This is a genomic window from Nocardioides sp. SYSU D00065, assembly GCF_017916425.1.
In the GTDB taxonomy this organism is placed as follows: Bacteria; Actinomycetota; Actinomycetes; order Propionibacteriales; family Nocardioidaceae; genus Nocardioides.
In genome coordinates this window covers 1064854-1084757 of sequence record NZ_JAFMSX010000002.1, presented here as the reverse complement: position 1 = coordinate 1084757, position 19904 = coordinate 1064854, and the positions used below count along the sequence as shown (strand labels likewise).

Here is a 19904-nt window from a genome sequence, read left to right as displayed (position 1 = left end):
GGTTACCGGTGGCTCACCAGTCGGGACGCATCGGGAACTCGGACCTGCCGTCGTCGTGGTTGCGCGTCGCCAGGACCTGGTGCAGCTCCACCTCGTCGCGCTCGAACCCGACCCGCGAACCGGCGATGTAGAGGCCCCACACGCGTGCCGTGCCCTCGCCCACCTCGGCCACGCACTCGTCCCAGTGCTCGACGAGGTTGCGGTTCCAGTCCCGCAGCGTCGAGGCGTAGTGCAGGCGCAGGTTCTCCGAGTGCTGCACCTCGAGGTCCTGGTCCTGCGCCGCGGCGATGATCGTGCCGGAGCCGATCAGCTCGCCGTCGGGGAAGACGTAGCGGTCGATGAACGCGCCGGTCTCCTGGCGGGTGTTGTGGCGCCGGGTGATCGAGTGGTTGAGCAGCCGTCCGCCCGGCTTGAGCCGCTCGCGCAGGTGGGCGAAGTACGACGGGTAGTTGCGTACGCCGATGTGCTCGGTGAGCCCGATCGAGCTGACCGCGTCGAAGCCCGTCTCGACCACGTCGCGGTAGTCGAGGTGGCGCACCTCGGCGAGGTCGCCGAGGCCCTCGCGGTCGATCGCCTCCTTGGCCCACTGCGCCTGCTCCAGGGAGAGCGTGACCCCCAGCGCCCGCACGCCGTACTCGCGGGCCGCGTGGCGGACCATCGTGCCCCAGCCGCAGCCGACGTCGAGCAGTCGCTGGCCGGGACGCAGCGCGAGCTTGCGACAGACGAGGTCGAACTTCGCCGCCTGTGCCTGCTCCAGGGTCGCCGCCGGCGACTCGTAGAGCGCGCAGGTGTAGGCCATCGACGGCCCCAGCACCATCTCGTAGAAGCGGTTCGAGACGTCGTAGTGGTGGGCCACCACCTCGGCGTCGCGCGTCATGGAGTGCCGCAGCCCCTCGACCGCGCGACGCCAGCGGGGCAGGTGCTCCTGGGGCGGCGGCGGGGGTGGACGCAGGTGCGCGATCCCGAGGCTGCGGACAAGGCGGAGCGCCTCCGACGGCGTCGGCACCCGGAACTTCGTGTGGTCCTTGAGCAGCACCAGAGCGTCGTAGGGATCGCCCGGGTGCACCCCGGACAGCTGCAGGTCGCCACTGACGTACGCGCGGGCGAGTCCGAGGTCGCCCGGCGCGGTGGCCAGGTAGGCCAGACCGCGCTCGGTGGCCAGGTGCATCCCGATGCGGGAGTCGGGCGGGCCGGCGCTGCTGCCGTCGTAGGCGGTGAATCGCAGTGGCAGCCCGCCCCGCACCAACCGCTCCATCGCCTCGCCGATGGTCATCGCTGCTGTCGGCCTCCAGATCGGGCCCTGGCTCATCGTCGTCCCACCACCTTGTCGTAGAGAGAGGTCAATCGGTCGTCGGGGTCGTGCAGCGCCTTGACCCGCGCCAGCTGTGCTCCGCCGTAGAGGCGGTCGAACTCCTCGCGCTCGTAGAACGCCTCGGAGTAGAGGCTCTTGTGCCCCCCGAGCTCGGAGACCTTCGCCTCGATGGCGCGGTTGCGCGGCGAGGTGGGCGCGTCGGGCCCGACGTTGACGACGCCCCAGAAGCCCACGTTGACGTACGTCGTCCCAGCGCTGAGGGGATAGCCGGGCCACGGCCGGTCGGCTCCCTCGCGGCGCACCCGCAGCGGGCACAGCCAGACCGGCCGCATGCCCACCTCCCGGTCGAACCAGTCGAGGAACTCCGCGAGCCGATCCACCGGCACCTCGACGTCCTGCACGACCCGCTCACCCTGGGGCCGGCCGGCGCGCCGGTCGAGCCGGTCGCCGATGCCGAGGCGCCGGTCGAGGGCGACGAGGCGCCAGTAGACGTCCGAGCGGCGCAGCCGGCGCGGCCACAGGCGCCGGACGAGCGGGTGCTGGGCACCGAACGCGCGCGAGCACCAGAACCAGTCCGTGTCCCACCGCCACAGGTAGTCGTGGACGGTGAGCCGGTCGCTCGAGCGCTGCTGGAGGGAGCGGTAGTAGACCTGCTGGCCGGTGTAGTCGCTCGTCGGGCCCGGCTCGTCGGTCCAGCGCGCGAGGCTCAGGTAGAGCTCGCCGGGAGCGAACGCCACGCCGTCGAGCCCGTCGACCCGCTCCCCCGCCCACTGCCGCTCCTCGACGATGCGCTCGACGGCCTCGGCCAAGGACGTCGCGTCGTCGAAGCGGACGTGCCGCAGCGCGACGTACGCCGGCACCGGCTCCAGCTCGATGCGCAGCCGCGTGGCGTAGCCGAGCGAGCCGTAGGAGTTGGGGAACGCGTCGAAGAGAGGGTCACCCGGGGCGGTGTTCACCACCTCGCCCGAACCGGTCAGCACGTCCATCTCGAGGACCGACTCGTGCGGCAGCCCGTTGCGGAAGCTGGTCGCCTCGATGCCGAGTCCGCTCACGGCACCACCCAGCGTGATGGTGCGCAGCTGGGGCACGACCAGCGGGATGCAGTCGTGGGCGAGCGTGGCCTCGACCAGGTGCTCGTAGGTGCACATGCCCTGCACCTCGGCCACGTCCCCGTCGACCTCGATGACCCCGGTCAGTCCCGAGACGTCCAGCCCGGCGTCGCTCGCGGCGCGTCCGCGGAACAGGTTGCTGGTGCGCTTGGCCAGCCGCACCGGCGAGTCCGGCGGCACGGCGGCGTACGACTCCCGCAGCCTCGCCACCCCGGCCGAGTGCTGCTCCCATCCCACTGGACTCCGCACGAGGGGCACGCTAGCGAAGGGGCGCGCCGCCCCGCGAGGGGTTAGTCCGCGGCGGTGGCCGATCGCGTGTGGAGCCGGCCGGCCGCGTCGCCCACCAGCACCGGAACGCCGGGTCCGGCGAACTCGCCGGCCGCGCGGACGTCCACGGAGTCGCCGTCGGTGAGCACCACGGCCGCCTCGAGGCCGGTCGAGCCGGAGGAGAGTGCCATCGCGACACAGACCTCGAGGCCGGAGAGGCGCAGGCTCGGCAGGTCGACGCTGGCGGCCGCGTAGGTGCGCCCGTCGAGGTCGCGCACCGCGGCGCCCTCCCGGGCGCGGGCTCGGGTGCGGGTGGCGCGGGCCAGCGTCACCAGCTTGGTGTCCTCGGCGCCCAGCTCGGCAAGGAGGTCGGTCATGGGCAGCAGCCTAGGTCGCGGCGGTCGCGCCCGGACGCGCGGCGTCGCTCAGCGGCCGGCGGAGCCCACTGCCGCGGCGTCGGCGGCGTCCCCGGCCCCGTGGGAGAGCACCGTGATCAGCACCGTCTCGATCTTGTTGCGCCGACCGGTGGCGCGCTCGGCCTCGAGCCGCAGTCCATGGCACTCCACCACCGAGCCGGGGATCGGGACCTTGCCGAGGTGCTTGGCCATCAGGCCGCCGACGCTGTCCACGTCGTCGTCCTCAACCGCGAAGCCGACCAGCTCGTCGAGGTCGTCGACCGGGTAGCGCGACGAGACGCGGATGGCGCCACCGTCGACGTGCTCGACCTCGACCTCCTCGGCGTCGTACTCGTCGGTGATCTCGCCGACGATCTCCTCCAGCACGTCCTCGATCGTGATCAGGCCGGCGGTGCCGCCGTACTCGTCGACGACGACCGCGATGTGCTGGCGGCGAGCCTGCAGCTCGGTGAGGAGCGCGTCGACCGGCTTGGAGTCGGGCACGTAGTGGACCGGGCGCATCACCTCGTCGACGCGCTGGGTGAACTCCACGTCGGGCGCCTCGAAGTCGCGGCGTACGAGGTCCTTGAGGTAGGCCATCCCGACGATGTCGTCGAGGTTCTCGCCGATCACCGGGATGCGGGAGTAGCCGCTGCGCAGGAACAGCGAGAGCGTCTGGCGCAGGTTCTTGTGGCGCTCGATGTAGACGACGTCCGGGCGCGGCACCATCACCTCGCGGGTGATGGTGTCGCCGAGCTCGAACACCGAGTGGATCATCCGGCGCTCGCCGGACTCGATGACCGCCGACGCCTCGGCGAGGTCGACGAGCTCGCGCAGCTCGGTCTCGGTGGAGAACGGGCCCTCACTGAAGCCCCTGCCCGGCGTGATCGCGTTGCCCAGCATGATGAGCAGCGCCGGGATGGGCCCGAGGATCGTGGTGACCAGGGACAGCGGACCGGCCGAGAGCAGCGCGACCGTGGCGTCGTGCTGGCGGCCGAGGGTGCGGGGCGCGACCCCGATCGCCACGAACGAGACGACCAGCATCACGCCGATCGTCGTCAGCACGCTCGGCACCAGGGAGTCGTGGTAGGCGTCGCGAGCCCAGATGCTGACGAGCACGATGGCGCTGATCTCGCACAGCAGCCGCAGCAGCAGCGCCGTGTTGAGGTAGCGCGCGGGGTCGTCGAGCAGGCGCACGAGCCGGGCGGCGCCGGCCCGTCCCTCTGCCTTCAGCTCCTCGGCGCGGGCGCGCGAGAAGCTGCCCAGCGCCGCGTCGGCGGCGGAGAAGAGCCCGGCCAGCACCACCAGCAGGGCGGCCGAGCCGAGCTGCCAGATGTCAGCGGTCATCGGAAGCGGACCGTCAGCCGGGGCTCGGGGTCGAGCGCCACTGCTCGAGCAGCTCCGCCTGGAGCCCGAACATCACCGCGTGCTCGTCGGGCTCGGCGTGGTCGTAGCCGAGCAGGTGCAGGATGCCGTGGACGGTGAGCAGGTCGATCTCCGCCTCACGGCCGTGGCCGGCCTCCTTGCCCTGGCGCTCGGCGACCGCCGGGGCCAGCACCAGGTCGCCCAGCACGCCCTCCTCGGGCTCCTCGTTGACCTTGCCGGGGCGCAGCTCGTCCATCGGGAAGGCGAGGACGTCGGTCGGCCCCTCCTTCTCCATCCACTGCTCGTTGAGGCCGGCGATGGTGTCCTCGTCGACGGCCTTGATGCACAGCTCCGCCTGCGGGTGGACGCGCATCCGGTCCATCACGAAGCGTGCGAGCCGCGACAGACGGCGTACGTCGACCTCGAGACCCGACTCGTTGAGGACCTCGATGCTCACCGCGGCGTCCTCGGGCCGGTCTTGCTCGGGCCGGTCTTGGGGCCCGTCTTGGCCGGGCCGGTCGGCCCGTGCGCCTGGCGGTCGGCGTCGAACACCTCGTAGGCCTCGACGATGCGCCCCACCAACCGGTGGCGTACGACGTCGGTGCCGGTGAGGCGGCAGAAGGTGATGTCCTCGACGCCGTCGAGGATCCCCTCGACGACTCGGAGCCCCGACTGCGTGCCGGACGGCAGGTCGACCTGGCTGGTGTCGCCGGTGACGACGATCCGCGAGCCGAACCCGAGGCGGGTCAGGAACATCTTCATCTGCTCGGGCGTCGTGTTCTGCGCCTCGTCGAGGATGATGAAGGAGTCGTTGAGCGACCGGCCGCGCAGGAACGCCAGGGGGGCGACCTCGATCGTGCCGGCGGCCAGCAGCTTGGGGATGGTCTCGGGGTCGACCATGTCGTGCAGCGCGTCGTAGAGCGGGCGCAGGTAGGGGTCGATCTTCTCGCTCAGCGTGCCGGGCAGGAACCCGAGCCGCTCCCCCGCCTCGACGGCGGGCCGGCTCAGGATGATCCGGTTGACCTCCTTGGCCTGCAGCGCCTGCACGGCCTTCGCCATCGCGAGGTAGGTCTTGCCGGTGCCGGCGGGGCCGATCCCGAACGTGATCGTGCTCTTGTCGATGGACTCGACGTAGCGCTTCTGGTTCAGCGTCTTGGGCCGGATCGTGCGCCCGCGGTTGGACAGGATGTTGAGGCTCAGCACGTCGGCCGGCCGCTCCTGCGTCTCGGTGCGCAGCATCTGGATGATCCGCTCGACCGTCTCGCCGGTGACACCCTGCCCGGTGCGGACGAGGGTCACCACCTCATCGAGCAGGCGCTCGGCGGTCGCGACCTCGGCGGAGTCACCGGCCAGGGTGATCCGGTTGCCGCGCACGTGGACGTCGGCGTCGAAGGCCCGCTCGATCAGCCGGAGGTGCTCGTCGCCCGGCCCCAGGACCGAGACCATGTCGATGCTGTTGGGGACGACCACGGTGTGCGTCGGTCGCTCCTGCTGGGTACTCGCGTGGTCGGTGTCAGTCATGATGCCCGTGCGGGCGCCCTTCCGGGTCGGTGGTGGACCTCCATGCTACCGAGCAGGCGTACTGCGGCACACCCGCACGCGGACAGCGCGAGCGGGGCGGATCTCAGACGAGCGTCTCGGTCATGCTCGTGGTGGCACCGAGCACGTGCAGGTGGGTGTGGAAGACGCTCTGGCCGGCGCCGGCGCCGGTGTTGGCGACGAGGCGGTAGTCCTCGTTGCCGGAGGCGTTGGCGACCTCGTCGGCCAGCGTCACCATGTGCCCGAGGACGGCCGGGTCCGCCGCGGCGGAGGCCGCCGCGTCCGGCTGGTGGTCGACCGGCACGACCAGCGCGTGGAACGGAGCCTGCGGGTTGACGTCGCGGAACGCGACGGCATGGTCGTTGCGCGCGAGCACCTCGGCCGGGATGTCGCCGGCGACGATCTTGCAGAAGATGCAGTCGGGAACGCTTCCGCTCATCGTCCCAGCCTAGGGTCTGCGCCCGCGGCGTGGGACGGATCGAGCGGGGCGGGCGTGCCGCTAGCGTGCGGGGCATGAGCCTGCGCGCCGCCCCACACGTACGCCGCTGGGTGGGCACGACGGCCGTCGTCGTGGCCGCCGGACTGACGCTCGCCGCGTGCAGCGACGGGAACGAGCCGGCCCCGGCCTCCGACCGGACGAGCGAGCCCACCGCGTCCGATCCCTCCGAGACGACGTCCGGGACGCCCACCCAGGCGCCCACCAGCGCAGAGTCCCCCGACCCGGGCATGCCCACAGAGTCCCAGCGCACCGCCGGCGGCACCACCGTCCCGGCCTACTTCGCCGGCGACGGACCCGGCGGCCGGACGACGCTGTTCCGGGAGTTCCACCGGGTGTCGGGCGACCCGCTGACCGAGGCCGCGAGGCTCGTCGCGGGCGGGGGCCAGCCCGACGACCCCGACTACCGCACGCTGTGGCCTCAGGTCGAGATCTCCTCGGTCACCGCCACCGGCGGGGTCCTGCTCGTGCAGGTCCCCGGCGACGGCTTCACCTCCCGCCCCGACGGCATGTCGAGGCGCGAGGCCCGGCTCGCCCTCCAGCAGCTGGTCTACACGCTGCAGGGGGTAGCGCAGGAGCGCGCTCCGGTGGTGGTGCGGCGCGAGGGCGACCTCCCACTGCTGGGACTGCCCACCGGCAGAGAGGTCAGCAACGCCAGCGCGCTGCGCACGCTCAACCTCGTCAGCATCACCTCCCCGGCCGAGGGCGACACCGTCACGGGCAGGACTCTCGAGGTCACCGGCGTCTCGAACTCGTTCGAGGCGTCCGGCCCCTGCTGGATCCTCCGGGGCGAGGAGGAGCTGGCGGCCGGGGGCTACCAGGCGGAGGCCTGGATGGGCGACCGGCTCTACCCGTTCGAGGCCGAGCTCCCGCTGACCGGCATCACCGGCGAGGTGACGCTGCGCTGCGAGACCGACGACCCGTCGGGGGGCACGGAGGGGCCCGGGCCGGCCGTGGACACGAAGACGATCACCGTCAGGTAGGCGTCGCGTCAGCTCCAGCGGCTGGTGCGCGCCAGGAGCGCCGCGACGGCGACGACACCGGCGGTGGACGTGCGCAGCACCTCCGCGCCGAGGCGTACGGCTTGCGCGCCCGCCCCGGTCAGCGCGGCCAGCTCGTCGGGGGCGATGCCGCCCTCGGGACCGACGACGACGACGATGCGTCCGGACGCCGGCACGTCGACCGAGCTGAGCGGGTCGCTCGCGTCCTCGTGCAGCACCACGGCGAGGTCCGCGTCGGCGACGACGTCGGCGAGGTCGGCGGTCGTGGCGAGGGGCGCGACCGTGGGTAGCCAGGACCGGCGCGACTGCTTGGCGGCCTCGCGGGCCGTGGCCTGCCACCTGGCGTGCGACTTCGCCGCGCGCTCGCCCTTCCACACCGCGACCGAGCGCGACGCGGCCCAGGGGACGATTCGGTCCACGCCGACCTCGGTGAGCACCTCGACGGCGAGCTCGCCGCGCTCGCCCTTGGGCAGGGCCTGCACGACGGTGATCGCGGGCTGGGGGCGGTCCTGGGTCGACAGCGATCCGATCGTGACGGTGAAGACCCGCTTGCCCGTCGCCGTGACCGTCCCGGTGGCCGAGGACCCCGCTCCGTCGGTCAGCACGACCTGCTCGCCCTCGCGGAGGCGGCGTACGGCGACGGCGTGGTGCGCCTCGTCGCCGGTCACCTCCACCAGAGAGCCGACGGCGACGCCAGCCAGCGACTCGACGAGGTGGACGGGGAGGGACATCGGCCCGGGCTCAGCCCTGGAAGGCGTCGCGCAGCCGGCCGAACATCGACTTGTGCGGCGCCTCCACCTGCCCGTCGGGCGTCTCCTCGCCGCGCAGCGCCGCGAGCTCGCGCAGCAGCGCCTCCTGGCGCGCGTCGAGCCGGGTCGGGGTGTCCACGGAGATGCTCACGACGAGGTCGCCGCGGCCGCCGCGCAGGCTGGGCACGCCGAAGCCGCGGATTACCTGCTCGCTGCCGGACTGGGTCCCGGGACGTACCTCGAGCTCGAAGGTCGTCTGGGTCTCCGACCCGGCCTCGGACGCTGCCGGCAGGTCGGCCTCGAGCAGCGGCAGGGTGAGGTGGGTGCCCAGTGCGGCGGCGGTCATCGGCAGCGAGATCGTGGTGTGCAGGTCGTTGCCGTGGCGGGTGAAGGTCTTGTGCGGCTCAACGTGGATCTCGACGTAGAGGTCGCCGGCGGGACCGCCGCCGGGACCGACCTCGCCCTGGCCGGCGAGCTGCACGCGGGTGCCGTGGTCCACGCCGGCCGGGATCTTCACCGTCAGCGTCCGGCGGGAGCGGACACGTCCCTCGCCGGAGCACTCCCGGCACGGGTCGGGGATGATCGACCCGTAGCCGCGGCACGCCGCGCAGGGGCGGAGCGTGCGGATCTCTCCGAGGAACGACCGCTGCACGACGGCCACCTCACCCTGCCCGTGGCAGGTCTCGCAGGTGGTCGGCGACGTGCCGGGCGCGGTCCCCTGGCCGTCGCAGGCCTCGCATCGCAGCGCGGTGTCCACCTTGAGGTCGCGGGTGACGCCGAAGGCGGCCTCGGCCAGCTCCACGTCGAGGCGGATCAGGGCGTCCTGGCCGCGTCGCGCTCGCGAGCGCGGGCCGCGGTTGGCGGCGCCGCCCGGCGCCCCGCCGCCGAAGAAGGCGTCCATGATGTCGGTGAAGGAGAAGCCCTGGCCCGCGCCGCCGAAGCCTTGGCTGAACGCGTCGCCGCCACGGTCGTACGCCGCCCGCTTGCCGGGGTCGCTCAGCACCTCGTAGGCGCGCGAGACGTCCTTGAAGCGCTCCTGCGTCTCCGGGTCGGGATTGACGTCGGGGTGCAGCTGCCGGGCGAGCTTGCGGTAGGCCTTCTTGATCTCGTCGGCACTGGCGTCGCGAGAGACGCCGAGGATCTCGTAGGGGTCCTGGGTCACTGGTTTCCTTCATCGAGGATGCGGGAGACGTAGCGCGCGACCGCGCGCACGGCTGCCATGGATCCGGGGTAGTCCATGCGGGTCGGTCCGACCACGCCGAGGGAGCCGAGGTGCAGCTCCTGCGGCCCGTAGCCGGTGGCCACGACGCTGGTGGCCGCGAGCTCGGAGTAGGGGCCCTCGTGCCCGATGCGGACGGTGAGGGCGTCGACGCCCGACTCCCCCAGCAGCTTGAGCAGCACGACGTGCTCCTCCAGCGCCTCCAGCAGCGGGCGGACGGCCGTGTCGAAGTCGCCGTAACGGGCCAGGTTGGCGGTGCCGCTGACGGCCACGCGCTCGTCGCTGCGGTGGTCCGACATGGCCTCGGTCAGCACGCTCACCACGGCCTTCGTGGTGTCGACCTGCTCGGGGCGCACCTTGTCGGCGAGCTCGCCCAAGGCCTTGGCGGCCGCGGCGATCTGCACCCCGGCGCTGGCCTGGTTGAGCGCGGCCCGCAGCTCGGCGAGATCGCCGTCGGCGATCGGGCCGTCCAGCTCGACGAGGCGCTGCTCGACCCCGCCGGTGCTGAGGATCAAGATGACCATCACGCGCGTCGGGGTCAGCGCGACGAGCTCGACGTGACGCACCGTCGACCGTGACAGCGCCGGGTACTGCACGATCGCGACCTGGCGGGTGAGCTGGCTCAGCAGCCGCACCGAGCGCCGGACCACGTCGTCGAGGTCGACGGCGCCGTCGAGCAGGGTGGCGATGGCGCGGCGCTCGGCGGCGCTCATCGGCTTGAGGGTGGCGAGCTTGTCGACGAAGAGGCGATAGCCCTTGTCGGTGGGGACGCGCCCGGCGCTGGTGTGGGGCTGGTGGATGTAGCCCTCCTCCTCCAGCACCGCCATGTCGTTGCGGACCGTGGCCGGCGAGACACCGAGTCCGTGCCGCTCGACCAGCGCCTTGGAGCCGACCGGCTCCTCGGTGGCGACGTAGTCCTCCACGATCGCGCGCAGCACGTCGAGCTTGCGCTCGTCGACCATCGCAGCCCTCCTCGCCGGCTCACTCGGGTGGTTGTCGCAGTTCTGGCACTCGTTCGCCCTGAGTGCCAACTCTACTAGGCGACCGTACGCTCGCGGGCATGGCCGACGACACCCCGCGGTTCACCGAGGTCGCCCCACGCGTCTGGGTGGCGCAATACGACTGGATGCACGTCAACATCACCCTCGTCGGGGGCTCGACGGGCCTGCTGATGGTCGACACGCACGGCTCGGCGGCCGCGGCGCGCACCGTCGCCGACGACGTACGTCGACTGGGCGCGGGACCGCTCACGGGCCTGGTCAACACCCACGAGCACTGGGACCACCACTTCGGCAACGCGACCCTCGTCGAGCAGTTCGGCGAGCTGCCGATCCACGCCACCGAGTGGGCGCGCGACCACATGCGGGCCTCCGCCGAGCGCACCTTCGAGGAGTACGAGCAGGCGAGCGACGACCCACGCCGAGAGGAGGTCCTGGCCACCACGCTGCACCTGCCCACGCACACGTTCTCCTCCGCCGTCCAGCTCGACCTCGGCGACCGAGCCGTCGAGCTGATCCACCCTGGGCGCGGGCACACGGCCGGCGACCTCGTCGTCCGGGTGCCGGACGCCGACGTGCTCCTGGGCGGCGACTTGATCGAGGAGTCGGACCCGCCGTTCATCGGCGACGACTCCTGGCCGCTCGAGTGGCCGGCAACGCTCGACCTCGTCCTCACCCTGATGACCGACGCGACCGTGGTCGTCCCGGGCCACGGCCGCGTGGTGGACAAGGAGTTCGTGCAGGACCAGCGCGTCGAGCTCGGCGTCATCGCCGAGACGATCCGCGACCTGGCCGCCCGCGGCGTCCCCGAGTCCCAGGCGCTCGCCGAGGGCGAGTGGCCGTGGGAGCGCGAGCGCCTCTCCAGCGCGGTCCGCCGCGGCTACGAGCACCTCCCCCGCAGCCAGAAGCGCCTGCCCTTGATCTAGCCGAGCCGTGGTGGGTTAGGCTTGCCTTACCTAATCCCAGGAGGCCTCGCCATGGTGAACGACGCAGCCCTGCTCGCCCGGAGCGTCCTGTCCTGCCCCGACGGCATCAGCCTGGTGGTCGGCGACATCGGCCAGGTGCTCGCCGACGAGGTCTACGACGTCACCTGCGACGTGCACGGGTCCCCGGTCTTCAGCGCCAGCGACGACTCGGCGCTCCTCGCCGCGACGCGCGGCGGCGCAAGCGCAGTGGTCGAGGTGACCAGCGGCCTGGGCGACCCGGCGTCGCCCGAGCGCGACCTGGTGCTGGTGCTGCGGGGCGCGCTCGTCCAGCGGGGCGCCGGATGCGCCTGCTGCGGCGACCCCCGCGCCCTGGTGGCGCTCGAGCCGACCTCCGTGGCGTTGCTGCGCGGCACGCGCGTGACCGACGTGGCGCCGGCCGACTTCCAGGACCGCGCGCACGTGCTCAATCCCGGTCACCTGCAGCGGACGGCCGAGCACGCCAACCAGGCCCACGAGCGCGAGCTCCGCAGCGCGATGGCCGCCACCTTCGGCGTACCCGTGCAGTCGCTGCTGGCCGCGAGCCTCCTGCGGGTGGAGCCGACCGGCGTGGACGTGTCGTGGCTCGACTCGGCCGGCGCCCACACCGAGCGCCTCGACTTCCTGCGCACGGTCTCCTCGCCGCAGGAGCTGGGCGCCGCGCTGCGCTCCCACCTCCACGCCGGCATCTGCTGAGCGCCACGTCCCACCCGCCCGGGGCTGGACTCCTCAGGTGGCGGTCGGTAGGACTGGAGCATGAGCGACGACAACGGTTCCCAGATCGACCCTGGCGAGACCCCCGAGGCCACGAGCCGCACCAGCCCTGCGGACGCCGACCACTCCGGAGGCACCGCGTCCCCCGACTCGGCGACGCTGGGCGGCATCTCCGACGACCAGCTCCCCGAGGACCTGCAGCCCGGGGAGGACAACCCGCTCGCCGAGCCCCTCGACCCTGACGACGAGGAGACCAAGAGCCGCGCCGAGCTGGAGATGGACGCCACCCAGGAGGAGGACGAGCGGGTGGCCACGGGGGGCGGCGCCAACAGCGGCGAGGCCGCCGAGGGCGACGGCCTGGCCGAGGGCTGAGGACCGCCCCGCTCGCCGCGGCGTGTCACCGCCGCTCCACAGGCATCGGGCACCTAGCGTTGCCCGGTGCCTGTGGATCGCTACGGAACAGACGTCCTCTCCGGTGACTGGCGAGCCCCGAGGAACGGCCGGGCCGTCGAGGTCCCGACCGAGATCGGGATGGTCGTCGAGGAGGTCACGACCGACTGGTGCGGCGAGGTGGTCGCGGTCGACCGCGACATCGACACGCTCACGCTGGAGGACCGGCGCGGCAAGCGGCGCACCTTCCCGCTCGGCCCCGGCTTCCTGCTCGAGGGCAAGCCGGTGATCCTCACCCGTCCGGTCCGCGGCGGCGCTCCTGCCGCGCCCACGCGTACGGCGTCGGGATCGGTCGCGGTGCCGGGCGCGCGGGCGAGGGTCGCGCGCGCCAGCCGGATCTTCGTCGAGGGCCGGCACGACGCCGAGCTCGTGGAGAAGGTGTGGGGCGACGACCTGCGCATCGAGGGCGTCGTGGTCGAGTACCTCGGCGGCGTCGACGACCTGGCCGACCACCTGCGCGACTTCCGGCCCGGCCCGCAGCGCCGCGTGGGCGTCCTGGTCGACCACCTCGTCCCGGGCTCCAAGGAGGCGCGGATCGCGCAGGGCATCGCCCGCTCCCCCATCGGCAAGCACGTCCTCGTCGTCGGGCACCCCTTCATCGACATCTGGCAGGCCGTCAAGCCCGACCGGCTCGGCATCCCGCGCTGGCCGTCGGTGCCCAAGGGCATCGACTGGAAGACCGGCACCTGTCAGCAGCTGGGCTGGCCGCACCGCGACCAGGCCGACATCGCCCGCGCGTGGAAGCACATCCTCGGCCGGGTCTCGTCGTACGCCGACCTCGAGCCGGAGCTCCTGGGCCGCGTCGAGGAGCTGATCGACTTCACGACCCAGCCGTGAGGGGTGGGGCTGGGCGCCCCGGGGTGGCTTTCCCCGGCTAGCCGGGGAAACCCGAGCCTCACCCCCGAAGTTTCGGCCGGGAAGCTCCAGTTTCGATACCGAAGCCGGCGCTCAGTCGACGAGGTCGCGCACGACCGCGTCCGCGAGGAGGCGCCCGCGCTGGGTGAGGACGAGCCGCTCGGCGACCAGCTCGACGAGCCCGTCGGCGACCAGTCGGGCGACGTGCGAGCGGCCGGTCGCCTCCAGCGTCGTGACCGGCAGGCCCTCGACGAGGCGGATCTCGAGCAGGATCCGCTCGACCCGCTGGTCGTGGTAGCCGAGCACCTCCCGGGCCAGCGCCGGGGAGACGCCGCGCGCCAGCCGCTGGGCGTACGCCGAGGGGTGCTTGACGTTCCACCAGCGCACGCCGCCGACGTGCGAGTGCGCGCCGGGACCGACGCCCCACCAGTGCCCGCCGGTCCAGTACGTCAGGTTGTGCCGACACCAGTGCTCGGGCGAGCTGGCCCAGTTCGACACCTCGTACCAGCCGAGCCCGGCTGCGGTGAAGCGCTCGTCGGCGAGGTGGTACTTGTCGGCGAGGTCGTCCTCGTCCGGCATCGGCAGCTCGCCGCGGGCGACCTGCCGTGCCATCGCCGTGCCGTCCTCGACGATGAGCGAGTACGCCGAGACGTGGTCGGGCCGACACTCCAGTGCCGCCTCCACGGAGGTCTCCCAGTCGGCCAGCGACTCGCCGGGCGTGCCGTAGATCAGGTCCAGGCTGACGTCGTCGAATCCCGCCTGCCGCGCCCACTGCACCGCTGCCGGCACGCGCAGCGGATCGTGCGTGCGGTCCAGCGTGCGCAGCACGTGGTCCACCGCGGACTGCATGCCGAAGCTGATCCGGTTGAAGCCGGCCGTGCGCAGCTCCTCCAGGTCCCAGGCCGCCACGCTGTCAGGGTTGGCCTCGGTGGTGATCTCCACGTCGTCGGCCAGGCCGAACTCCGCGGCCGCGCTCGCCACGATGGCCCCGAGGTCGGCGGCCTTGAGCAGGGTCGGCGTACCGCCGCCGAAGAAGATCGTCTCGATGGGCACGTCGCGGTGGCCGAGCACGTGCCGCGCGAAGCGGATCTCCCGGATCGCCGCCTCGGCGTACGTCGACCGGCTGGCGCCGACCTCGTCGCCGAGCTCGTGGGCGGTGTAGGTGTTGAAGTCGCAGTAGCCGCAGCGCACCGTGCAGAACGGCACGTGGACGTAGAGCCCGAACGGCTTGCTGCCGAACTCGGCGCGGGCCTCCTCGGGCAGGAGGCCGTCCTCGGGGGCGACGTCGCCGTCGGGCTGCGCGGGGGGCACCTCCGTATCCAACCACGCACCCCGTCCGGATCAGATCGGCACGTTGAGCGTCGCCGTGTAGCCGTCGGTCACCGATCCCTTCACCGAGGCCAGCTGCAAGGACCAGCCGTCGCCGAAGACGCCGTCGGAGTCGAGACTGGTCTGCGCCAGGTTCTTCACCGACGACCCGTACCCCGCGGTGGCGTACACCGCCTCGCAGACGTCGCGCGGGAACGCCAGCTGTGAGGTGCGCAGCTTGTTGGAGACGCTGGTCGCGGCGGCCAGCGACTCGTAGACCTCGAAGTGGACGTGCGGCCAGCGCCCGGAGTAGCAGCCGGGGAAGATCGTGGTGAACTCCACCCAGCCCTCGGCGTCGGACTCCTGGACCCCGCGCAGGTAGTTCTCGTCCACCGCCGCTCCGTCGTACATCGAGTAGGCGCCGTCGCGGTCGCAGTGCCAGGCGTAGAGCGCGGCTCCCGAGAGGATCCGGGCGTCCTCGCCGGTGAGGTCGAGGAGCCGGAAGCGCAGGGTGAGGGGTACGCCCTGGGCGACGCCGGACGCCGACCCGAAGCTCGTGGTCAGGTCGCTGCGCACCACTCCGCTCTCGGCGAGCACGTCGGGGCCGTTGGACCCGTCGCCGGGGTAGGGGCCAGCGGTCTCCTCGGGGATCTCACCCTCGGCCACCTCGACCGACGTGTCGCCCCCGAAGCCGCCCGGACCCCCGCCGGGACCGCCGGAGGGCGGACCGACCGGGTCGGTGCCGGTCGCCGACGCGTCCGCCGTCCGGTCCGCGGCGCCGCAGCCGGCCACCGCGGCCACGCCGAGGCCGCCGAGCACCCCCAGCACCCCGCGCCTGCCGAGCCCGCCCGGTGCGCTGCGGGGGGCGCGTGCCAGGCCGCGCCTCTCGAGCGTGCCGAGGTCGTGCTGCAGGCCGAGGTCGTGCTCGTCGGTGTCGCGCCCGTCGGTGTCGCCGTGCGCGTGGTCGTGGACTGTCATGCGGAGCTCCTGCGGGTCGTGGAACGCGGATGGGTGCGGGTGGTCTCCCACCGACACCCATCCGAGCGGCGCCCGCTGTGCGCCCCCTGTGCGGGGGCTGGGGCTCAGGCGTACATCGCGTCGATGAGCGCCCGGTGGTTCTGCAGCACGACGTTGCGCTTGACCTTCATCGACGGGGTGAGCTCTCCCGACTCGACGGTGAGGTCGTGGTCGAGCAGGGTCCACTTCTTGACCGTCTCCCAGCGGTTGAGGTGGCTGTTGAGCTCCTCGACGTAGGCGCCGACCATCGTGCGCACCGCCTCGGACTGCACGATCTCGGTGTACGACGCCCCGCTCATGCCGTTCTCCTGGGCCCACGCGGCCATCGCGTCCGGGTCGAGGGTGATGAGCGCGACGCAGTAGTTGCGCTCGTCGCCGAACACCATGAACTGGCTGGCGTAGGGGCAGACGGCCTTGAACTTCGACTCGATCGCCGGCGGGGCGACGTACTTGCCCCCGGAGGTCTTGAACAGCTCCTTGATGCGGCCGGTGATGATCAGGTGACCGTCCTCGTCGAGAGAGCCCTTGTCGCCGGTGTGCAGCCAGCCGTCGGGGGTGAGGGTCTTCGCAGTCTCCTCCGGGAGGTTGTGGTAGCCGTCCATGACGCCCGGACCCTTGATCATGACCTCGTCGTTCTCCCCGAGCTTGACCTCGCTGCCGGGGAAGACCGGTCCGACGGTGCCGAACTTGTTCTGGTCGGGGTGGTTGACGAACGAGCCGGCGGAGGTCTCGGTGAGCCCGTAGCCCTCGAGGATCGTGATGCCGGCCGCCCCGAACCACTCGGCGATGTCGCGGTTGAGCGCCGCGGCGCCCGAGATGAAGAAGCGGACGTTGCCACCGAACCGGTCGCGGATCTTGGAGAAGACGAGCTTGTCGAACAGGCCGTGCTGCACCCGGAGGGCGAGCGGGACCGGCTTGCCCTCGCGCTTGAGCCGCTCGACCTCGAGGCCGACCTTGAAGGCGCTCTTGAAGATCTTCTCCTTGGCGCCGCCCTCCGCGGCCTGCATGGTCACGATGCGACCGTGCGCCTTCTCGAAGATGCGGGGCGCGGCGCCCATGAAGGTCGGTTTCACCACGCCCAGGTTGTCGACGATCTTCTCGACGCGGCCGTCGATGGCCGCGGCGAAGCCGCACGCCATCTGCGTCGACATCAGCACCTTGCCGAACGAGTGCGCCATCGGCAGCCAGCGGAACTCGAGGTCGTCGGGCCCCAGGATGCCCTGCGCCCGGATCGCCTCGCCCTCGTAGACCCACGAGGAATGGCGCAGCCGCACGCCCTTGGGGCGACCGGTGGTCCCGGAGGTGTAGATGAGGGTGGCGAGCTGGTCGGGGCGGATCGCCTGCGACGTCGTGCGCACCACGTCGGGCTCCTGCGCCAGCTTCGCAGCCCCCAGCGCCGCGAGGTCGTCGAGCGAGAGGACCCAGTCGCCGTCGGCGCGGCCGGTGAAGGTCACGACCTTGGCCACGTGCGGCAGCTCGGTGCGGTGAGCGGTGAGCTTGGCGAGCTGCTCGTCGTCCTCGACGAAGACGACGCGGCTCTCGGAGTCGCCGAGGATGTAGAGGGTGTCCTCGGCGTTGGTCGTCGGGTAGACGGTCGTGGTGGCTCCCGCGGCGCACATGATCGCCAGGTCCGCGAGGATCCACTCGTAGCGGGTGCCCGAGGCGATGCCGACGCGCTGCTCGGGCTCCACGCCCAGCGCGATGAGGCCTGCCGCGAGCGCCTCGACCCGGTCGCCGGCCTGCTTCCAGGTGACCGACTCCCACGCCTCGCCGCGCGGGAAGCGGAAGGCCTCACTGTCGGGCGAGGCGGCCACGCGGTCGAAGAACTGGACGGCCACGTTCGGCGGCATGGTGTCGAGGAAGGACGTGTCGGCAGTGATCGGCATCTGGTACCTACTCATTCGTCGTAGCGGAACGCTGCGCGCCATACAGCGGTATGGCTGCTGACTTGGGCTGTAACCTAGATCACTGGGTTTACCGTGCGGTAGGGAACGCGCCGATTGGCTCGGCCGTCGCGCGCCGCCACCGGTCGCGCTCTCAGTCCTGGACGGCCTTGGTGATCGCGATGCAGCGGGTGATCCAGTCCTGCTCCTCCGGCGTCGGCCCCCGACCCGCCGCCCGCGCGTCCTGCACCGTCCACCCGGCGTTGAGGACCATCCGTACGACCACCCAGTCGCGCGCGCGAGCCTCGTCGAGGCCGGCGGCGTCGACCAGCGCGTGGAACCGCCGGCGCAGGCCGTCGCGCACCGAGCCCGACGCCCCCGGCCCGCTCAGCTCCTCCATCCGGTTCCAGAGCATCGGCGCCGGCTCGTAGTGCGGGTCGCCGCTCATCGGCTTGGGGTCGATGGCCACCCACTCCCCCGTCGCGTCGGCCAGCACGTTGGCGTAGTGCAGGTCTCCGTGCACCACCACCGATGCCGCCCCGCCGTCGGCGAGCAGGTCCGCACCGGTCGAGAGCGCCTGCTCGACGTAGCGGCGCGGGATGGGCAGGTCACGCCCGAGCTCGTCGAGCTCACGCAGCCAGCGCCCGACGTACGACGCCACGCTCGCCAGCTGCGGCAGCGCCGGCACGTGGAGGCTCTCGTAGAGACCGCCCACCACCTCGCAGGCCTCGACGTCCCACATGTCGCCGAGGTCCGGACCCGGCAGCCACGCCAGCAGCAGCGCACGCCGGCGCGGGTCGGCGCGCAGGAGGCGTACCGCGCCGTGGCCTCCCCAGCGCTGCAGCGCCAGCCCCTCGTGGAGCGACTCGTCGTCGCCGTCGAACGCCATCTTGAGCACCGCGGCCACCCCGTCGGCGTCGATGACCGGCACCACGAGCGAGCAGGAGCCGTGCAGCGCGGGCGCGCTCGGGGTCAGCCGCCACTCCTGCAGGAGGTCGGCGGCCAGCCTCGGGAGCCCGTCCAGCCAGCGCGCCCACTCCTCGCCGCGCTCCCGCTGCAGGGACAGGTCGTGCGGGATGATGACCGGCATGCCGCGAGCCTAGGCTGCCGCCATGAGCGAGCGGCGGCAGGCGCGGTCTCCCAGCCCGACGGGCGGCTGAGGCATGGTCCTGCGGTGGGAGGACCTGGCGGGGGCGGCGCTGGCGAGGCAGTTCCCGAGCCCCGCCGGTGACGTGGCGGCCGCCGTCGACGCGATCGGCGCCGTGCAGACCCAGACCGCCCGCTCGGCGTTTCTCGGCCTCGGCGCCCGCTTCCCCGGCACCAGCCACGCGGCGATCAGCGCGGCGTACGCCGACGGCGCGATCGTGCGCGGCAGCACGATCCGCGGCACCGTCCACACCGCGAGCCGGCGCGGCTACACCGTGCTCGCCGAGGCGACGCGCCTCGGGCAGCACCGGCGCTGGGCGAGGATGCTGGGCGTCTCCGACGCCGAGCTGGCACGGCTCTGGCTCTCGATCGAGGACTACGCCCGCCGGTGGCGAACGCCGGAGGAGCTGCGCGAGCACCTGCTCGCCTGGGTGGACGAGCACGCCCCCGGCGCCCGGCGGGCCGCCGAGACCGGCCCCGGGCGCTCTCTCGCCCTCGGCCACGGCGGCCTGGTGCCCCGCCCGGCCTCCGGGGAGCGCTGGGAGGGGCAGGGCGCGCCGGTCTACGCCACCTTCGACCGGGCCGGCTCGGCGACGGCCGCCGACGTGGTGCGGCTCCACCTCGCCGCGCACGGGCCGGCGTCGCGGCACGACATCGCGTGGTGGTCCGGGATGGGCCTCCGCGTCGTGGACGAGGCCCTGTCGGACCTCGGCCTGGTCGCGGAGGAAGGCCCCGACGGGCGGACCTACGTCGACCTGCCCGGTGCCCCGCCGCCGCGCGAGCTGCCCGGCGTACGCCTGCTGCCGGAGTTCGACGCGCTGCTCTGCGGCTACGACCCGCGTGCCCGGGACCGGTTCGTGGCACCCGAGCACCACCGCCGGCTGTGGAACCAGGCCAACGGGATGCTGCTGCCGCCGCTGCTGGTGGACGGACGGATCGGCGGATGGTGGCGCGCCGCCGGCACGGCGCGGCGCCGGCCGCTCGAGGTCACCTGGTTCGCAGGCACCCGGCGGCCGCGCTCAGCCGAGCTGGACGAGCCGGTCGCCGCCCTCGAGGCGGCGCTCGACATCACCGTGACGACGGTGAGCCTCACCCGGGACACCGCGTGAGCACGGCATG

Annotated in this window: 20 protein-coding genes; 6 read left to right on the top strand and 14 right to left on the bottom strand. The window is 72.7% G+C overall.

Features of this window, described 5'->3' with window-relative positions; genetic code table 11:
• Positions 1 to 13: 13 nt before the first annotated feature.
• From J3P41_RS13260 to J3P41_RS13230, 7 genes are all read right to left on the bottom strand, one after another.
• Entirely contained in the window at positions 14 to 1309 is a 1296-nt protein-coding gene (locus tag J3P41_RS13260) for a class I SAM-dependent methyltransferase (RefSeq protein WP_246861960.1), read from the bottom strand.
• On the bottom strand, positions 1306 to 2670 hold the full coding sequence (locus J3P41_RS13255) for an FAD-binding oxidoreductase (protein WP_307861979.1): 1365 nt from the start codon (positions 2668 to 2670) through the stop codon (positions 1306 to 1308). Before J3P41_RS13255 ends, J3P41_RS13260 begins: the two co-directional genes overlap by 4 nt.
• A 41-nt stretch (positions 2671 to 2711) precedes the next feature.
• A complete protein-coding gene (locus J3P41_RS13250; RefSeq protein ID WP_210650756.1) occupies positions 2712 to 3065 on the bottom strand; it encodes a cytidine deaminase in 354 nt (117 codons plus the stop codon).
• Between the two features lie 48 nt (positions 3066 to 3113).
• Positions 3114 to 4430, bottom strand: a complete 1317-nt coding sequence (locus J3P41_RS13245) for a hemolysin family protein (protein ID WP_210650755.1) — start codon at positions 4428 to 4430, stop codon at positions 3114 to 3116.
• Between the two features lie 13 nt (positions 4431 to 4443).
• On the bottom strand, positions 4444 to 4905 hold the full coding sequence (gene ybeY / locus J3P41_RS13240; protein ID WP_210650754.1) for an rRNA maturation RNase YbeY: 462 nt from the start codon (positions 4903 to 4905) through the stop codon (positions 4444 to 4446).
• A complete protein-coding gene (locus J3P41_RS13235; protein WP_210650753.1) occupies positions 4902 to 5969 on the bottom strand; it encodes a PhoH family protein in 1068 nt (355 codons plus the stop codon). The genes ybeY and J3P41_RS13235 overlap by 4 nt, the downstream gene beginning before the upstream one ends.
• Positions 5970 to 6072: 103 nt before the next feature.
• The gene (locus J3P41_RS13230; RefSeq protein ID WP_210650752.1) at positions 6073 to 6426 is read right to left on the bottom strand and encodes an HIT domain-containing protein; all 354 of its coding nucleotides are present in this window, start codon (positions 6424 to 6426) and stop codon (positions 6073 to 6075) included.
• Positions 6427 to 6500: 74 nt separating this feature from the next.
• Here J3P41_RS13230 and J3P41_RS13225 point away from each other — a divergent pair, with 74 nt between their 5' ends.
• Complete coding sequence (locus J3P41_RS13225; protein ID WP_210650751.1) at positions 6501 to 7466, top strand: Gmad2 immunoglobulin-like domain-containing protein; 966 nt, start codon at positions 6501 to 6503, stop codon at positions 7464 to 7466.
• An 8-nt stretch (positions 7467 to 7474) separates the two neighbouring features.
• Here J3P41_RS13225 and J3P41_RS13220 read toward each other — a convergent pair whose 3' ends face one another.
• From J3P41_RS13220 to hrcA, 3 genes are read right to left on the bottom strand one after another with little or no spacing between them, the layout of a single operon-like run.
• Entirely contained in the window at positions 7475 to 8215 is a 741-nt protein-coding gene (locus tag J3P41_RS13220) for a 16S rRNA (uracil(1498)-N(3))-methyltransferase (protein ID WP_210650750.1), read from the bottom strand.
• Positions 8216 to 8225: 10 nt separating this feature from the next.
• Positions 8226 to 9395 (bottom strand): molecular chaperone DnaJ, encoded by a 1170-nt coding sequence (gene dnaJ, locus J3P41_RS13215; protein WP_210650749.1) that lies wholly within the window; start codon positions 9393 to 9395, stop codon positions 8226 to 8228.
• Positions 9392 to 10414 carry a heat-inducible transcriptional repressor HrcA gene (gene hrcA / locus J3P41_RS13210; RefSeq protein WP_210650748.1) on the bottom strand — a complete coding sequence of 341 codons (1023 nt, stop codon included), beginning with the start codon at positions 10412 to 10414 and terminating at the stop codon, positions 9392 to 9394. The genes dnaJ and hrcA overlap by 4 nt, the downstream gene beginning before the upstream one ends.
• A gap of 98 nt (positions 10415 to 10512) precedes the next feature.
• Between hrcA and J3P41_RS13205 the strand changes: the two genes are divergently transcribed.
• The 4 genes from J3P41_RS13205 to J3P41_RS13190 all read left to right on the top strand — a co-directional run bounded on the left by J3P41_RS13205 (position 10513) and on the right by J3P41_RS13190 (position 13413).
• On the top strand, positions 10513 to 11376 hold the full coding sequence (locus tag J3P41_RS13205; RefSeq protein ID WP_210650747.1) for an MBL fold metallo-hydrolase: 864 nt from the start codon (positions 10513 to 10515) through the stop codon (positions 11374 to 11376).
• Between the two features lie 51 nt (positions 11377 to 11427).
• Complete coding sequence (locus J3P41_RS13200) at positions 11428 to 12108, top strand: hypothetical protein (protein WP_210650746.1); 681 nt, start codon at positions 11428 to 11430, stop codon at positions 12106 to 12108.
• Positions 12109 to 12168: 60 nt separating this feature from the next.
• Entirely contained in the window at positions 12169 to 12498 is a 330-nt protein-coding gene (locus J3P41_RS13195; RefSeq protein ID WP_210650745.1) for a hypothetical protein, read from the top strand.
• A 72-nt stretch (positions 12499 to 12570) separates the two neighbouring features.
• On the top strand, positions 12571 to 13413 hold the full coding sequence (locus tag J3P41_RS13190; RefSeq protein WP_374192884.1) for a DUF3097 domain-containing protein: 843 nt from the start codon (positions 12571 to 12573) through the stop codon (positions 13411 to 13413).
• Positions 13414 to 13524: 111 nt separating this feature from the next.
• Here the strand turns inward: J3P41_RS13190 and hemW are convergent, their stop codons facing one another.
• From hemW to J3P41_RS13170, 4 genes are all read right to left on the bottom strand, one after another.
• Positions 13525 to 14742: a radical SAM family heme chaperone HemW gene (gene hemW, locus J3P41_RS13185; RefSeq protein ID WP_210650743.1), complete on the bottom strand. Its 1218-nt coding sequence runs from the start codon at positions 14740 to 14742 to the stop codon at positions 13525 to 13527.
• A gap of 30 nt (positions 14743 to 14772) precedes the next feature.
• Positions 14773 to 15717, bottom strand: coding sequence for an intradiol ring-cleavage dioxygenase (locus tag J3P41_RS13180; RefSeq protein WP_246861958.1), 945 nt, complete (start codon positions 15715 to 15717; stop codon positions 14773 to 14775).
• Positions 15718 to 15821: 104 nt separating this feature from the next.
• A complete protein-coding gene (locus J3P41_RS13175) occupies positions 15822 to 17642 on the bottom strand; it encodes a long-chain fatty acid--CoA ligase (protein WP_210650742.1) in 1821 nt (606 codons plus the stop codon).
• Positions 17643 to 17793: 151 nt separating this feature from the next.
• A complete protein-coding gene (locus tag J3P41_RS13170; protein ID WP_210650741.1) occupies positions 17794 to 18729 on the bottom strand; it encodes an aminoglycoside phosphotransferase family protein in 936 nt (311 codons plus the stop codon).
• Positions 18730 to 18802: 73 nt separating this feature from the next.
• Between J3P41_RS13170 and J3P41_RS13165 the strand changes: the two genes are divergently transcribed.
• Positions 18803 to 19894, top strand: a complete 1092-nt coding sequence (locus J3P41_RS13165; protein ID WP_210650740.1) for a DNA glycosylase AlkZ-like family protein — start codon at positions 18803 to 18805, stop codon at positions 19892 to 19894.
• The last annotated feature ends 10 nt before the right edge of the window (positions 19895 to 19904 follow it).